This is a genomic window from Methylophaga sp. UBA3613 (genome assembly GCF_002375415.1).
GTDB lineage: Bacteria > Pseudomonadota > Gammaproteobacteria > Nitrosococcales > Methylophagaceae > Methylophaga.
On sequence record NZ_DFLS01000004.1, the window covers coordinates 356919 to 372024 of the forward strand.

At 45.9% G+C, this 15106-nt stretch carries 15 protein-coding genes; 7 read left to right on the forward strand and 8 right to left on the reverse strand.

Annotated features, from left to right (window positions below):
• Positions 1-31: 31 nt before the first annotated feature.
• From B3S93_RS03910 to B3S93_RS03925, 4 genes are all read right to left on the reverse strand, one after another.
• The gene (locus B3S93_RS03910; RefSeq protein ID WP_292399889.1) at positions 32-1342 is read right to left on the reverse strand and encodes an MFS transporter; all 1311 of its coding nucleotides are present in this window, start codon (positions 1340-1342) and stop codon (positions 32-34) included.
• A gap of 256 nt (positions 1343-1598) precedes the next feature.
• Entirely contained in the window at positions 1599-2534 is a 936-nt protein-coding gene (locus tag B3S93_RS03915; RefSeq protein WP_292399884.1) for a sodium-dependent bicarbonate transport family permease, read from the reverse strand.
• A 108-nt stretch (positions 2535-2642) separates the two neighbouring features.
• Positions 2643-3395, reverse strand: coding sequence for an endonuclease/exonuclease/phosphatase family protein (locus tag B3S93_RS03920; protein WP_292399882.1), 753 nt, complete (start codon positions 3393-3395; stop codon positions 2643-2645).
• A gap of 155 nt (positions 3396-3550) precedes the next feature.
• Positions 3551-4093, reverse strand: a complete 543-nt coding sequence (locus B3S93_RS03925; protein WP_292399879.1) for an ATP-dependent zinc protease — start codon at positions 4091-4093, stop codon at positions 3551-3553.
• A gap of 212 nt (positions 4094-4305) precedes the next feature.
• Between B3S93_RS03925 and htpG the strand changes: the two genes are divergently transcribed.
• The 3 genes from htpG to B3S93_RS03940 all read left to right on the forward strand — a co-directional run bounded on the left by htpG (position 4306) and on the right by B3S93_RS03940 (position 8845).
• On the forward strand, positions 4306-6213 hold the full coding sequence (gene htpG, locus B3S93_RS03930) for a molecular chaperone HtpG (protein ID WP_292400592.1): 1908 nt from the start codon (positions 4306-4308) through the stop codon (positions 6211-6213).
• A gap of 451 nt (positions 6214-6664) precedes the next feature.
• Positions 6665-7561: an Hsp33 family molecular chaperone HslO gene (gene hslO, locus B3S93_RS03935; RefSeq protein WP_292399875.1), complete on the forward strand. Its 897-nt coding sequence runs from the start codon at positions 6665-6667 to the stop codon at positions 7559-7561.
• Positions 7562-7573: 12 nt separating this feature from the next.
• Positions 7574-8845 carry an NAD(P)/FAD-dependent oxidoreductase gene (locus B3S93_RS03940; RefSeq protein ID WP_292399872.1) on the forward strand — a complete coding sequence of 424 codons (1272 nt, stop codon included), beginning with the start codon at positions 7574-7576 and terminating at the stop codon, positions 8843-8845.
• Positions 8846-8870: 25 nt separating this feature from the next.
• Here the strand turns inward: B3S93_RS03940 and B3S93_RS03945 are convergent, their stop codons facing one another.
• Positions 8871-9770 carry a mechanosensitive ion channel family protein gene (locus B3S93_RS03945; protein WP_292399869.1) on the reverse strand — a complete coding sequence of 300 codons (900 nt, stop codon included), beginning with the start codon at positions 9768-9770 and terminating at the stop codon, positions 8871-8873.
• 207 nt (positions 9771-9977) lie between these two features.
• Between B3S93_RS03945 and B3S93_RS03950 the strand changes: the two genes are divergently transcribed.
• The gene (locus B3S93_RS03950) at positions 9978-10382 is read left to right on the forward strand and encodes a phosphate-starvation-inducible PsiE family protein (RefSeq protein WP_292353860.1); all 405 of its coding nucleotides are present in this window, start codon (positions 9978-9980) and stop codon (positions 10380-10382) included.
• Positions 10383-10396: 14 nt separating this feature from the next.
• Here B3S93_RS03950 and B3S93_RS03955 read toward each other — a convergent pair whose 3' ends face one another.
• The 3 genes from B3S93_RS03955 to B3S93_RS03965 are packed head-to-tail and all read right to left on the reverse strand — an operon-like array spanning position 10397 to position 12734.
• Complete coding sequence (locus tag B3S93_RS03955; protein WP_292353862.1) at positions 10397-10732, reverse strand: DUF3325 domain-containing protein; 336 nt, start codon at positions 10730-10732, stop codon at positions 10397-10399.
• Positions 10725-12425: a PepSY-associated TM helix domain-containing protein gene (locus B3S93_RS03960; protein WP_292399866.1), complete on the reverse strand. Its 1701-nt coding sequence runs from the start codon at positions 12423-12425 to the stop codon at positions 10725-10727. The genes B3S93_RS03955 and B3S93_RS03960 overlap by 8 nt, the downstream gene beginning before the upstream one ends.
• 3 nt (positions 12426-12428) lie before the next feature.
• Positions 12429-12734, reverse strand: a complete 306-nt coding sequence (locus tag B3S93_RS03965) for an iron uptake protein (RefSeq protein WP_292353866.1) — start codon at positions 12732-12734, stop codon at positions 12429-12431.
• Positions 12735-13000: 266 nt separating this feature from the next.
• Here B3S93_RS03965 and B3S93_RS03970 point away from each other — a divergent pair, with 266 nt between their 5' ends.
• Genes B3S93_RS03970 through B3S93_RS03980 form a run of 3 tightly spaced genes read left to right on the forward strand, consistent with a single transcriptional unit; the run spans position 13001 to position 15087 of the window.
• Positions 13001-13933 carry an aldo/keto reductase gene (locus B3S93_RS03970; protein ID WP_292399864.1) on the forward strand — a complete coding sequence of 311 codons (933 nt, stop codon included), beginning with the start codon at positions 13001-13003 and terminating at the stop codon, positions 13931-13933.
• A complete protein-coding gene (locus B3S93_RS03975) occupies positions 13930-14601 on the forward strand; it encodes a DUF6064 family protein (RefSeq protein ID WP_292399861.1) in 672 nt (223 codons plus the stop codon). Before B3S93_RS03970 ends, B3S93_RS03975 begins: the two co-directional genes overlap by 4 nt.
• A 15-nt stretch (positions 14602-14616) precedes the next feature.
• Positions 14617-15087, forward strand: a complete 471-nt coding sequence (locus B3S93_RS03980; RefSeq protein WP_292353873.1) for a GNAT family N-acetyltransferase — start codon at positions 14617-14619, stop codon at positions 15085-15087.
• The last annotated feature ends 19 nt before the right edge of the window (positions 15088-15106 follow it).

Sequence of the window (15106 nt, forward strand, 5' to 3'; positions counted from 1 at the left end):
ATAGCTACACTTGACGCTAGCTGCCCTAGCGTCAAGAGCCGCTTTGCCGAAGAGCATTGATGATCCGCTTTTGTTCTTCTTCGGCGTAAAAACTCGGATCATCGAATAAATCACGTTGCTGTTGATCAAACATCATATTAAGTGCCTGGGCACTGGTTTGCACCATTGGTTCAAAGTGGGCATTTTGACCACTAACCAGATCCACCACCCGGCGCCGACGATAAACGATATAACCGCCAAGTAACAGCAAGACCACTCCGATATAAATCGGTAACCCATGCGCTCCCAGTAATGTCATTAAGGAACCGGACAGCACCGGAGCAAACGCACAGCCGGCTCCATGCAATACCAGCATATCGGATGAACCGGAAACAATTTCATCCGGATGCAGTTGATCGATCAGCTGGGCAACCGAGAGTGGATAAATGGAAAACGCCAGGCCACGCCAGATAAAGAACATACTGAGCAGCAATTTTTGTGAGGACGCTATAATCATCATTATCGATATAGCTGCAGCCAGCATCACCACCCATGTCATGACTTTCGGTCGATCATGCTTGTCCGAATAGCGACCAATTGGAATCTGCAACACCGCACCCCCGATAATGGTCAGGCTCATGATCAAAGCAATACCGCTGATATCGTATCCAAGTTGGGTGGCATAAATAGGTGTCATTGACCAGAAAGCGCCCATAGCCAATCCGGATAAAGACGCCCCGGCAACAGACAGTGGAGCGATTCTTAATAAGTTTTTTAAACTGCTTTTTGGTCTTTCAGTCGCGATGTTGGGTTGATTACGCCTGGTAAGGGTTAGCGGTAAAATCGCCCAGCTCACCAGAATCGATACCAAAGCAAATAATAAAAAGCCTTCTGGCGAATCAAGATGCAACAATTGTTGTGCAAGAGCGAGCGCGCCCAGGTTGACTACCATGTAAAAGGCAAAGATGCGTCCACGTTCATGACTGGCCGCCTGACTATTGAGCCAACTTTCAATCACAGTCATCAGCGTGATATAGGCCAATCCATAAAAGAAACGAAAGCCCATCCACGCCCATTGGTCGATGAAGATAATGTGTAAAAGCGTGGTGGTGGCGCAGATAGAAGCACAAAATGCAAAAGTACGAATATGCCCCATACGACGAATCAAGCGTCCACTCACCCAGGTGCCACAGATAAATCCGACGAAATAAGCTGACATGATCATGCCCATTACTGCACTGGAAAACCCTTCACTGGTTCCTCGTAAGGTTAACAGTGTGCTGATAAGTCCATTTCCAAGAAGCAGGAGAGCAACGCTCCACAAAATCGACTGAATAGGTTTTAGCAACGCCAATGATTGCATGCATAGCTCCTTATTCGACTGTCCATTTGGTTATTTTTGAACCATCACGCACCAAAACAAAGCCGTGATGGATTCTGCAATGCAAATGCACCTAGCCTGGAAAATGCCATTAAACCTGCATTACTAAAAGGGATAAGAGGTTAGCATTGCTGATCAGCATCTTCGCTGCAATTGATTGCTTAAAGTATTATGCAATTGTTGAACCGCATGAAAGCTTGCTGGAAATACTGGCAGAATCAGCCATTGGGAAAACGAATTAACCAATCAGGCTGTGATATAGCGGAATGCCTACAAGCACATTAAATGGAAACGTCAGGCCTAATGCCGCCAGCATAGCTAAACCAATATCAGCTTGTGGAATGGCCGAACGAACGGCAACCGGTGCAGCAATATACGAAGCACTGGCGGTTAAACTTGCCAGGATCAATACGGAGCCGTCTGGCAGTCCGAGCAATTTACCGACAAACAATCCAGCCAACGCTAAGATACTGGGTGCAACGATGGCAAATAGTACTACGGGAATTTTATCGCGTGATAATTTACTCAATGCTTCGGCGGCGACCAGACCCATTTCCAAAAGAAACAGTGCGAGGACGCCCATAAATGCCCCGGTATATAAATCAGTTACCCCGGCGCCTTGTCTTGGACCATACATCCAGCCAATCACTACCCCGCCAACCAGCAATATAACGCCTCGGTTGGTTAATGATTCATGCAGAATGTTCAACATGCCACCGGAGGAGGCTTGTTTTACCCCGCTGAAATGCCGGTAAAGTATTAACCCAATAACAATAGCTGGTAATTCCAGTAACACCAGATAAAGTGTTACCTGTCCGCCAATCACCAATTGATTGCTTTCTGCATAAGCGAGCGACACAGCAAATGTACCGGCACTGACAGAGCCATAATGCGCAGCAAAACTGGCACTGTCGGCCAGATTCAGCCGAACAACTTTCAACAGTAATGGGAATAAAATAAGCGGTATCAAAAAGCCCAAAAAAGCCACGGATATCAGTTCTGGCACCAAATTCCAGCCCATATTGCCATGTAATGCCATACCGCCTTTGAGACCAATTGTCAGCATTAATAACAGACTTAAAACATCGTATGCGGCTTTGGGAATGGCCAGATCGGATTTCACCAGGCCACCCACCAGGCCAAGCAGGAAAAACATTACAACGATGTCAGGCACAGGCAATCCTTGATTCTATATAACAAACAAGAGGAGATAGTGTAACGTTATTGCCGGCTTGCGCCGAGCAATTCTTCGTTAAAGATGGAGCAGACACTGCGTCTTTAGTTAAAATTCAAATGCGGCAATTAATGGTGCATGATCCGACAGCATCTTCCAGGAGGAATGTGGAGGACATTCACAAAATGTTGGCTCCAGGCCACGATAATAAATGCGATCCATCTTGAAAATCGGCATCCATGAGGGCCAGGTTCGTGCATGTCTTTTATGCAGCGTTCGAAACGCTTCTTTCAAATCCAACCGTTGGGTGAAATGTTTTTCAGCCTGACCATTCCAATCATTAAAATCCCCGGCAACAACCAAGGGAGCGTCGTGCGGTACGTGCTGATCAATACGCTCACATAGTGTTTGCAGTTGACGTTTACGTTCGGTGCCCGTCAGACCAAGATGCAGGCAGACAATATGCAGTTCCTGCTGGGTATCGGGAATGTGAATGACGCCATGTAGCAAGCTGCGGCTTGCCCAGGTGTAGGGGGAAACATTGATATTTTCCCAGCTCTGCAACGCATATTTACTGAGGATGGCATTGCCGTGATGACCCACACTGTAAACGGCGTTTTTGGCATAGGCGAAATGTGGCCACATATCTTCAGCAATAAAATCACAGTGTGGGCAATCTGGCCAATGACTGTGTTTCTGCTGATGGCCAGTGTGCTCACCTTGAATTTCCTGTAACAGCATAATATCGGCATCTGCTTCGCGAAGCGCCTCCCGCATTTCATGCAGGATGAACTGCCGATTGCCGGTATTAAAGCCTTTATGCAGGTTGTAAGTCAGGATTCTAAGTGATTGTTTGGACATTCCATCTCTGAAAAAAGCTTAAAGCAATACAGTAACATCTCTTATGCCTAGAAAATATGACCTATATTAAACCTTTAAATCCTAGCCAAAAAAAACGCCGGTTCAACTATGAGCCGGCGTTCTGTAATGTGGCTTTTATAATAGCTTTTACTGAATCAAGGTTGTACCTCGGGAAGTTCTTCCGGATCTTTGTTTGCCAGCTTCACCTCACATTCTGGTGATGCGACCATCTTTTCAGAAGAACTCACCAATAGTGAATTTTCTAAAAAGTTACGCCCAACCAGGATAGGGAAGGTCATACGACTGCGATCAGCAAGTGTAAAACGGGTTTCTTCGTAATGGGTGCCAACACACAGCCCCATTTCAACTACATATCGTGTTTGTTTACCGCTGGCCTGTTTAATCGTGACTTTATCCACGATGGGCCGGGTCAAGATATATTCCTGGTCTTGATGATCGATAAAAGTAAAACGCACCATTTCCTCGCCGTTTTCTTCAATGACCTTTGTATCAACTGCATACATCGAATTGGTTGCAGCCCCGGTATCAATCCGTGCTTTAGTTTGGATTTCACCAGGGAATAACGTGACGATTTCCTGATGACCTAAAACCGATTGTTGTTCGATATCAACTTTGCTTTCATTGGCATGTACTGTGAAGCTGAAGGCCAATAACAAGCTCAAAGTGAGTTTACGCATGGTGTCTCTATCCTTTTCTTAATTATTTGAATTGGGTGGGCATCATGGCCAGCAACAGGCTAACACGGGCTTAATGAATTCAAGCTTAATCAAAGTTAAAGTGCTGATTTATCAAATTTTTAGCCTTTTATAGTGATGCACTCTTGATATCTAATATGAACAACCCCATCTGTGAGCTATCGTTAAAACAGCCAGACGGAGGCAACACAGAAATGGGCGTTGATGCACATAAGGAAACAATGGGTTTCCAGACAGAAGTCAAACAACTTCTCAACCTGATGATTAACTCGCTTTACAGCAACAAAGAGATCTTTCTGCGTGAGCTGATTTCCAACGCAGCAGATGCTGCCGACAAATTGCGTTTTGAAGCGTTATCCGATGATGCGTTATACGAAGAAGATGGCGATCTGAAAATCCGTGTCGATTTTGACAAAGAAGCCCGCACCATCACCATCACTGATAACGGTATTGGTATGACCCGTGAAGAAGTCATCAATAATATCGGCACCATTGCTCGTAGTGGTACCAAAGCATTTTTTGGTCAGTTAACCGGTGATCAGGCGAAAGACTCACAACTCATCGGCCAGTTTGGTGTGGGATTCTACTCTGCCTTTATCGTGGCGGATAAAGTCACCCTGAAAACCCGCCGTGCTGGTACTACCAAAGAACACGGTGTGTTATGGGAATCGGCTGGTGAAGGTGAGTTCAATATTGAAACCATTGAAAAAGTCACCCGCGGTACCGAAGTCACACTGCATTTACGTGAAGATGAAGATGAATTTCTCAATGGCTGGCGTCTGCGAAATGTGATCCGTAAATACTCTGATCACATCAATCTGCCGATCATCATGCAAAAAGAGCCAGTGCCGGATGAAGAGGGCAAGATCGATGAAAGCATTATCGAAGATGAAACCGTCAATAAAGCCACAGCCTTATGGACTTTATCCAAAAACGATATCACTGATGAGCAATACAAAGAGTTCTACAAGCAGATTGCCCACGACTTTCAGGATCCATTGAGCTGGAGCCATAACAAGGTCGAAGGGAATACCGAATACACTTCACTGCTGTATATCCCATCCAAAGCACCGTTTGATCTGTGGGATCGCGACCGCATGCATGGCATCAAGCTGTATGTGAAACGCGTATTTATCATGGAAGACAGCGAACAGCTGATGCCTCGTTATCTGCGCTTTATCCGTGGTGTAATTGATACCAACGATCTGCCATTGAATGTGTCGCGTGAAATCCTGCAAAGCAGCAAAGTCATTGATACCATCCGTGCTGCTTCAGTGAAGAAAATTCTCTCTGAACTGAACAAAATGGCCAATAACGAACCTGAACAATATGCTGAATTCTGGAAAGAATTCGGTCAGGTGATCAAAGAAGGTCCGGGCGAAGACTTTGCCAACAAAGAAGCGTTGGCAAAATTACTGCGCTTTGCAAGCACCGAAACCGGTAATGCTGATCAAACCGTTTCACTGGAAGACTATGTCAGCCGGATGAAAGACAAGCAGGACAAAATCTTTTACATCACTGCTGAAAGCTATGCCGCTGCGAAAAACAGCCCGCATCTGGAAGTATTCCGTAAGAAAGGCATTGAAGTCCTGTTGCTCACCGACCGTGTTGATGAATGGCTGGTCAATTCTCTGACGGACTTTGACGGCAAACACCTGCAATCCGTTGCCAAAGGCGATCTGGATCTGGGTGAGCTTGAAGATGAAGAAGAGAAAAAAGCGCACGAAGAAGTCGAGAAAAACTTCGAAGATCTGGTTGAACGGGTCAAGAAAACGCTGGATGAAAAGGTCAAGGATGTTCGCATCACCCATCGTCTGACCGATTCACCAGCCTGTCTGGTAGCCGATCATTACGATATGAGCGGTAATCTGGAACGCATGCTCAAAGCTGCAGGCCAACAGGTTTCAGCCAGCAAACCAATTCTGGAACTCAATCCTGAGCATCCAATGGTCGCCAAACTGAAAGACGAACAGAATGATGAACAGTTCAGTGACTGGACATCCATTATCTTCGATCAGGCTTTATTGGCTGAAGGCGGACAGCTGGAAGATCCGGCTAGCTTCGTCAAAAAACTGAACGCAATGTTATTACAACGCGCTTAAACTGAAATCAGCCCATTACTCCATTTTCTCGGGGTAATGGGCTTTTTCATTTTCCCGGAATGCTTAAACTTAGAGCCTAATCTGCGGATCAACACAACATTTGCTCATGGTAGGTTGGGTTGAGGCATGAAACCCAACAATCCACTTTGTTTTAATCATACTTGCCAAAACCCTGCGACCGAATCACAATCTAATTCCTCGAAAAAATCACCACAGCCATCGCGAGGGACAACGCTGATGAATATCACTAGAAAGCAGCATGATTCAGCTGTGCAAGAATATTCAACAGCTATGAGGGATTTTTTAGCCGCCCGAAGCCGCTGATAGTTTATGGCTTGATCTTCTTAGGGTTAAACCCCACTTGTAATCAGATACGTTAAAATGTCGCTATTATTCGGCAGCTTCATTTGCCATATAACCACCCGCTATAGATGCAGTGTGAGGATTCATCATGCAAGACGACGCCATTCAGGCAGATCATTTACAACGTTTCATCTTTGATAATGCCGCCATCCGTGGTGAATGGGTGCAACTTAAACAAACCTGGCAAACGGTTAAAGTTCAACGGGAATATCCACCTGCAGTTGCTGGTCTGTTGGGAGAAATGCTGGCAGCCGCAGCATTGTTGGCTGAAACAGTCAAAATGTCCGGACGACTGGTATTACAATGCCGTTCCGATGGGCCGGTATCGTTATTAATGGTTGAATGCACCAGTGATCACACTCTTCGTGGATTAGCGAACTGGGAAGGCGAAATTGCTGATGATGCCACGATGCAGCAAATGCTCGGCGACGGTAATCTGGCTATTACCATTGAAAATGTTGAAGCCAAACAACCTTATCAGGGCATTGTCAGCGTTCAGGGTGAATCAATTGCCGAGATGCTGGAAATGTATTTTGCCCAATCTGAACAATTGAAAACCCGTATCTGGTTATCTACTGATGAACAGACTGCTGGTGGTTTGATGCTGCAACAATTACCTGATCAGGATCCGGAACAGCATGACGAAAACTGGACGAGAATTAATTTTCTAGCCGATACCGTGACCTATGAAGAACTGCTGAACCTTGATGCAGTCTCTTTGTTATATCGATTATTTAACGAAGAAATGGTAAGACTATTGAGCACAACCGTATTGGAATTTGCTTGTACCTGTTCGCGCCAGCGAGTGGCTGATACTATCAAGTTACTGGGGCGGCAGGAAGCAGAAGACATTATTGCCGAACGAGGCTTTGTTGAGTTGGCCTGTGAGTTTTGCAATACCCATTATCAGTTTGATCCAGTGGATGTGGCAGGCTTATTCAGTGACCCGCTTAACATTCAGAATGACTCGGATACGCTGCATTAATTCAGGATAGATATGGCACATATTGTCATTATCGGAGCAAGTACCGGCGGGTTACCCGCTGCTTATGAATGTCGTTCTGCTCTTGATAAAAAACACCATATCAGCGTCGTTTCCAATACGCCAATATTTCACTTTGTACCCAGCAATCCCTGGGTCGCCGTGGGATGGCGCAAACGTGAAGATATCAGCTTTAAACTGGCCTCAGTTTTATCCAGCAAAAACATCGATTTTTATGATTCCGGTGTGGCCAAAATCAAACCGGCTACCAATCAGGTTTTGTTGGGTGATAACACCATTCTTAATTACGATTTTCTGATTGTGGCAACCGGAGCCAAGCTGGCATTTGATGAGATCGAAGGCTTTGGTCCACATGCCCACACCCATTCCATCTGTACCGTGGATCATGCTGAAGACAGCTACCGGGCCTGGCGTGAATTTCTGAAAAATCCAGGTCCGATTGTGGTGGGTGCTGTTCAGGGTGCTTCCTGTTTCGGTCCTGCCTATGAATTTGCTTTTATTATGAATCGGGCATTACGTAAGGCCAAAGTCCGCGATCGGGTGCCAATGACCTTTGTCACTCCCGAACCCTATATCGGCCATATGGGATTAGGCGGTGTAGGTGATTCAAAAGGGCTGTTCGAGTCCGAGTTTCGCAAAAACGATATTAAATGGATCACCAATGCTCGTGTTAAGTCCATCGCAAACGGCAAAATGCTGGTCGAGCAGGTGGACGATAACGCTGAGACTTTCAAAACGCATCAACTGGCATTTGATTACAGTATGTTGATTCCCGCGTTTAAAGGGGTTGATTGTGTCGCCAATCTGAATGAAGAACTGGTTAACCCCCGAGGCTTTCTTAAAGTCGATGAATTCCAGCGTAACCCTGTTTATCCCAATATCTATGGTGTCGGTGTCTGCGTTGCGATTCCTCCAGTTGAAGCAACGCCTTTACCCGTTGGCGTGCCGAAAACCGGTTATATGATTGAAAGCATGGCCAAAGCAGCTGTGGCTAATATTCAAGCTGCTATAGTAGATCGCCCGATTCAAACCCGAGCCAGTTTGAATGCGGTTTGTCTGGCAGATATGGGACATACCGGTGCTGCATTTGTGGCTTTACCACAAATTCCGCCACGCAATCTGGCTTGGATGAAAAAAGGCCGCTGGGTACAACTGGCCAAAATCGCCTTTGAAAAGTACTTCCTGTTCCGGATGAAACGCGGCCTGCCAGAATCTTTTTATGAGCGCTGTCTGCTGCGTTGTTTTGGCATCAGTAAAACCAAGTAACGCTGAAATAAAGCCCAGCAACAGTTTATTGTTCAATCGATACGGCCAGTTTTCCTGAGCGAATATGTAAATCACGTTGCGGGAATGGAATTTCGATGTCTTTTGCCCGAAGCTGGGTTTCGATTTCCCATAAAAACAATGCTTTGGTACGAGCCGGTCGACTCATTAATTCATTACCAACCCAAATCACTAATTCAAAATTCAGACTGCTATCCCCAAACTCGGTTAACCATACTTCAGCAAGTTTGCCCGGATCACCCGTTATCGCTCCCGGTACATGAGAGGCTGCCTCAAGTGCTGCTTCCCGAACCAGATCTTTATCCACACCATAAGCCACACCAAATGGAACATGGATTCGGCGCAGTTTCTCGCTAAAACTCCAGTTGGTGACCTGTCCGTTAATAAACTCTGAATTTGGCACCAGAATATCGATATTATCGCGCGTGGTAATACGGGTATAACGAAGGCCAATTTCCTGAACTATCCCGGTAGTGGAGTTGGATATTTCAATAAAGTCACCGACTTTCAGCGACTTTTCCAGGATCAAAATAATGCCGGAAATAAAGTTACTGACAATATTCTGCAGACCGAAACCAATGCCGACACCTATTGCCCCACCGATAAAAGCCAGACCGGTAAGATTAAAGCCTATATAAGACAAGCCAACTAATGTGGCACTGATCCAGATGAAGTAACGAAACAGCCGACTGATAAGATAAAAGGTAGAGTCATCGATATGCCGATAGGACTTTCCCAGCGTCATGCGTTGCAGGATTTTCTCGACTTTGGCTGATGCCCACCAGGCAACAAAGACAATCAATACAAATCCAAGCATATTCGAAATGGTGATACCGGAATCCGATCCCATTATGGGCGTTGTCATCCAACGAATAAAAATATCCCAGTAATAATCAAATTCATTCATAAAGCAATTTCTCAAGTGATGTAGCTTTCATTCTGTTTCAATCACTTTCGTATGTCGAGGCCAATGATTTCAGTTAGCTTTCCACAATGGTGAATTTTGACCCACAGTCCAGACACATTCGAAATTTTCGGAATAGCAGACAATAAGCTTTACAAATTTGGCTGCTAGGCTACTATCCGCTCTGAAAAATTTATTGAGATAGTCTACATGTCAGAAAAAATTAAAACGGTAGTGAATCAAGGATTGGCAATTGCCCAGGATATCGGGCTGATCATTGTGGCTATCGCCACCCTGGTCGCTGTGGGAATTGAAATCAATTTCATGGTTGAAAACGGTACAGTACTGCTGACAGATTTATTGTTGTTGTTTATCTATCTGGAAGTGTTGACCATGGTCGCGGTCTATTACAAATCAGGTGAGTTACCTATCAAGTTTCCGTTATACATCGCGATTGTCGCGCTGGCACGGTACCTGATTCTGGATATGAAAAACATTGATACCTGGCGGATTCTTGGGATAACCGTGGCAATTCTCTTGTTAGGCTTATCCATCATTGTGATTCATTACTGCAAAACAAATCTGTTTGAGAAAGACGCCAGAGATGAGAACTAACATTCACTACGTCTTTAGTTAAGTTCACTACGATTAAATAGCCAGAGTATCGGCTTAAGCCAATGCTGACGCCAGGTAAGGATGGTCGCAATGCCTTTTGCCGCTAAACTTAACAACATTACCCAGACTAAAACGGCCATCGTTGGATGATCGGCAGCAAGACACAAAAGCAATGCCACCACCAGACTGGAATAACCCAAAATACGCAGGCTAAGTTGTTCGGAACGTGAGGGGAGACTGGTTTCGATACCGGTAACCTGCCGCCAATGATTTGGCAGGCTGAGTGAAAGCGAGGCCATGCCCAACATAGTGGCAAAAATAGCAGCTATCCAACAAACGATCTCAACCACGGCTAGCCTCCAGGTTTTGTGCAGAAAATTCAATGGCCTTATGCACAGCAACATTTTCACGCCTTTTCAGAAATCTGGCGGCATAAATCGCAATCGCACTGCTGACCAGCAAGCTTAAATCCACCCCAGCTACCGGCCAATAATGAAATGCAGTTTTCAAAAGATGATCGCCAGTAGTAATCCAGTTAAGAATCACCGCAGCAACGGCAAGCACAGCAAATAAAATGCTCTGTTCACGCCAGGCAGGTGAAATACGCATATGACGAACGGCAGAGCTGCGCCAGAAAGCATGCAGTAACATCACGCCCCAGCTTCCCCAGAACACCACCTGTTCCCAGTAACCTTTGCCAACCATTTCGGCTGGTAGTAACCGGTTAGCCACTAACATACTTACCGTGGCCACTAACATGCCAGTCACGGTCGTTACCGCTAAAGCATCAACCACCTGACTACCAGAGCTACCCTGCAGCGTATGCTGGCGTTTACGTTTTTCAACGAAGAAGATAAAACCGGTAGCAATGCAGATGGCGCCAACCAGACCACCAAACACATACAGCCAACGCAGAAACCAATGTTCAAAATGCTGTAAATGCAAACCGGTTAGAAATTCTTCAGTTTCTGCAATAGCGGAGCGGGGAGGTTCTTCACGGATTAATTCGCCCGTAATGCCATTGAAATGCATGCCTTCACCAACCAGTGCCACCCGATCACTGCCAGCTCGATAAATGCTCACATAACTGTTGGCATCATCCACATGATTAATCTGCAAAAAGCCTACTTCACCTGGCATATCCTTTTCAGCCCAACGCTGTTTAGCCTTGGCAACCATCGCATCAATGGAAGCCATATCTGTGGGAACGCCGGCACGATCATGCGGCAGACCGGTTTCATTGGCCTCAACCATTTCGTGATATTTATGTAACGGTTCGAGCTGGGTATGTGTTACCGGAAAGAAGAAGAAACTGGCAAAAATCAGCAAACCGGTAAAGGTGAAGAAGAAATGAAACGGCAACGCCACCATGCCGGTAAGGTTATGTAAATCCAGTACGCTGCGTTGGGTTTGTTTGGTGGGGCGGAAAGTGAAGAACTCACGAAACCGTTTACGGTGAATAATGACGCCACTAACCAGTGCCGCCATCATAATAAATGCGGCGATACCGACGATATAAATCCCAATTCGATTCCAGTTCCAGTTCAGGCTGAAATGCATTGGATAGAAAAATTTACTACCGATTTTTAACTGATCATCAGGCAGGGCTTTACCGGTACGTGGATCAATGGTGATATTGCCATGAATATGATTGTGGCCTTCCGGATCCAAAGGTTGTGGCACCCGAAAACCAACACCCATAATTAATACCGGATCACGATGCGTGGTGTAGGCCCAGAACTCATCAGCAGGTAATTCGGTGCGAGGCGTCATTGGCCCCTGACTTGTATCATGCAACAGCGGCATGTTGGTATTGTAGTCTTCTTCATTGGGTTCAACCGAACGCAGAATGGGCAACAACATCTCATCAAATGATGGCATTACCTGTGGTTCAAATCGGGTTTCCGGAATCGACCAGCGATCAATCTCGCGATCAAAAACCGACAGGCTTCCAAAAAAGAAGACCACCATCAGAATAAAGCCTAAGGTCAGGCCAAACCACGTATGCAGCCAAGCCATTGCCTGTCGAAAGCTACTGAACATGGATTAAATTCCTTGTAAAAATGACTGTTGCACAACACTGGCCAGTAAGGTCATAGCCACACCACCGCCAAACAGGATTAGCCACAACCAGATTAATTTATCGGTGGCCATGCCCCACAAAAACAAACTCAAATAAACCAGCAAACCCAGCATCAGCATGCCCATCTCAGCATCATGAAACTCCACACCAAGTGGAATTAACGCCGCGATAACGATGGCAATCAAACCCCAGGTGAACAGGTAGCCACCTACAAGACTGGCAAAAATCCGACTGGCAATTGGCCAGGCAGGAGATGAAAAATTTGGCATGAAAACGGACCTGTTTGAAAAACGAAAAAGCATAACCAAGAGTAAGCAAAACCAATGCTCGTAAACGCTAATGCTAAATGATAATAATTAACATTCACATTGTATAGCGTATAGGGGCGTATTTCAAAGTAGAAAATGCGTCTAAAAATGACAAACCCATTAAATTGTCAGTGAGCTATTTGTACTGGTATGGTTTGATTAAATATTGAGCAGCAACCATTACATGCTGGCAAAGTGCTGAAATGAAATCACAAGGAGCGCTGACCATGACCAATCGCTTCACCCGCAGACAAAGTCTCAAGTTGATCGGTGCCGGTCTTGCCATGACTATGCTGCCATCGATGCCGAGCTTTGCGGCAAGCAATGAACTGCTTCAGAAATCTTATTCTGGTAACAAAAAGCTACCGGTCATCGGTATGGGAACCTGGCGAACGTTCAATGTCGGCACCGATCCAAAGTTGCTTGATGCCCGAACCGAAGTGGTAAAAACATTTTTCGAGCTTGGTGGTGGCTTGATTGATTCCTCACCCATGTATGGTTCTGCCCCGGATGTCATGGGCTATGCATTGCAACAGTTGGGTATTCCAGACAGCCTTTTTTCAGCAGAAAAAGTCTGGAGTCCTGCGGGCGGTTCAGCGCGTGAGCAGGTTGCTGATCTGCAAGCACGTTGGACTGTCGAGCAATTTGATTTAGTGCAGATACACAACCTGACAGACTGGCGCGAGCATCTGGCAGCACTGCGGGAAATGAAAGCCGAAGGCAAAATCGGCCATATTGGTATTACCACCTCACACGGCCGTCGCCACCAGGAGTTCGAGCAGATCATGGCTAACGAGGATATCGACTTCATCCAGCTGACATACAATATTGCTCAGCGAGAAGCGGAAAACCGTCTGCTACCACTAGCAGAAGAAAAGGGTATTGCTGTTATCGCCAATCGACCCTTTGATGGCGGTAGTCTGATTAAAGGCATGAAACGTCGCGATGAACCACTGCCGGAATGGGCTGAGGCAGAATGCGGCTGCACGACCTGGGCAGATTTTCTGTTGAAATTTATCGTCAGTCATCCGGCGATTACCTGTGCCATTCCCGCGACCACAAAAGTCGAGCATCTGCGAGAAAATATGCATGCGGGTACGAGTCCTATGCCTTCGGCCAGCACCCGGCAAAAGATGGCAGATTATATCGAGTCGTTATGAACACCTGGTCCAGCTACAAGCTGCAGGATTTTATTCCCTTTACTGCTGATATCTATTTCCGCCTTCTTGAACGCATGAGTGAAACCTTCTGGCCGTTGCATCTACTGACGTTGGCTTTAGGCGTTGCAGCAGTTTGGTTGGCACTCACCAACCGCGCTCGCCTTGCCAGTGCTCTTATCGCAACTGTTTGGGGCTTTGTCGGCTTTGCCTTCTTTATTCAACGTTATGCTGAACTCAACTGGGCTGGTGGTTATATTGGTTACTGCTTTCTTGGTCAAGCAACCCTGTTGTTATTGCTAGCGCTGATTGGAGTTGCTTTAGACAGCAATCCACGCAAAAGACCAGCTACTTTTATCGGTGTAGTCATCGCCCTTGTTGGATTAATTGGTTTGCCGTTTATCGCACCTTACACTGGCGGGTCCTGGTTCCAGGCAGAAGTATTTGGTATCCATGCCGATCCAACTGCCATAACAACGCTGGGGTTGGTATTGATTATGTTCAGAGGTTGGGCCTTGTGGCTTATTGCTATTATTCCAGTACTCTGGTTGCTTGTCTCGGGCTTAACTTTATTGGTTCTAGACGCAACCGCGGCCATTGTTCTGTTTGCCTTATTGGCAATAGGACTAATCGGCCTGGTTTGGAAGAGTGTTGAGTACAGATCTGCTTAAACAGGAACAAAAAATATGAAGCTCGAGTTTAAATGGTCTCGATTGGAGTTTTTTGCCGCGCTTGAGCTTTACCAGATCATCATGGCTCGCGAATCCGTTTTTGTTGTCGAACAACACTGTCCCTATCAGGAAACAGATGAGTTGGATCCTTATGCATGGCATCTATCTGCTTTGGTAAATGGTGAACTGGCAGCCTATGCCAGAGTGGTTGATCCGGGGATTAATAACAGCCAGCCTTCGATTGGCCGGGTAATGACCCTGAAAAAATTCAGGGGACAAAAGATTGGCCGTGCTCTGATGGAGGAAGCCATAAATTTCACTGAGCGAAAATATCCAGGCAATGACATCAAAATCTCAGCACAGGTTTATCTGCAAAAATTCTATGAGTCGCTTGGATTTCACTCTTCCGGGGAGCCTTATGATGAAGATGGCATACCGCATATTGAGATGATTAAGTCGAGCCAGACACTTTTCGTAAAGTCATAGACAGGAGTAAAGTCAGCCG

Excerpts from the sequence above, each read along its gene's own strand:
- htpG (WP_292400592.1), top strand. The coding sequence starts at position 4,306 with ATGGGCGTTGATGCACATAAGGAAACAATGGGTTTCCAGACAGAAGTC.
- B3S93_RS03980 (WP_292353873.1), top strand. The coding sequence starts at position 14,617 with ATGAAGCTCGAGTTTAAATGGTCTCGATTGGAGTTTTTTGCCGCGCTT.
- B3S93_RS03965 (WP_292353866.1), bottom strand. The coding sequence starts at position 12,734 with ATGCCAAATTTTTCATCTCCTGCCTGGCCAATTGCCAGTCGGATTTTT.
- B3S93_RS03960 (WP_292399866.1), bottom strand. The coding sequence starts at position 12,425 with ATGTTCAGTAGCTTTCGACAGGCAATGGCTTGGCTGCATACGTGGTTT.
- B3S93_RS03975 (WP_292399861.1), top strand. The coding sequence starts at position 13,930 with ATGAACACCTGGTCCAGCTACAAGCTGCAGGATTTTATTCCCTTTACT.
- B3S93_RS03945 (WP_292399869.1), bottom strand. The coding sequence starts at position 9,770 with ATGAATGAATTTGATTATTACTGGGATATTTTTATTCGTTGGATGACA.
- B3S93_RS03910 (WP_292399889.1), bottom strand. The coding sequence starts at position 1,342 with ATGCAATCATTGGCGTTGCTAAAACCTATTCAGTCGATTTTGTGGAGC.
- B3S93_RS03925 (WP_292399879.1), bottom strand. The coding sequence starts at position 4,093 with ATGCGTAAACTCACTTTGAGCTTGTTATTGGCCTTCAGCTTCACAGTA.
- B3S93_RS03920 (WP_292399882.1), bottom strand. The coding sequence starts at position 3,395 with ATGTCCAAACAATCACTTAGAATCCTGACTTACAACCTGCATAAAGGC.
- B3S93_RS03970 (WP_292399864.1), top strand. The coding sequence starts at position 13,001 with ATGACCAATCGCTTCACCCGCAGACAAAGTCTCAAGTTGATCGGTGCC.
- hslO (WP_292399875.1), top strand. The coding sequence starts at position 6,665 with ATGCAAGACGACGCCATTCAGGCAGATCATTTACAACGTTTCATCTTT.
- B3S93_RS03940 (WP_292399872.1), top strand. The coding sequence starts at position 7,574 with ATGGCACATATTGTCATTATCGGAGCAAGTACCGGCGGGTTACCCGCT.
- B3S93_RS03950 (WP_292353860.1), top strand. The coding sequence starts at position 9,978 with ATGTCAGAAAAAATTAAAACGGTAGTGAATCAAGGATTGGCAATTGCC.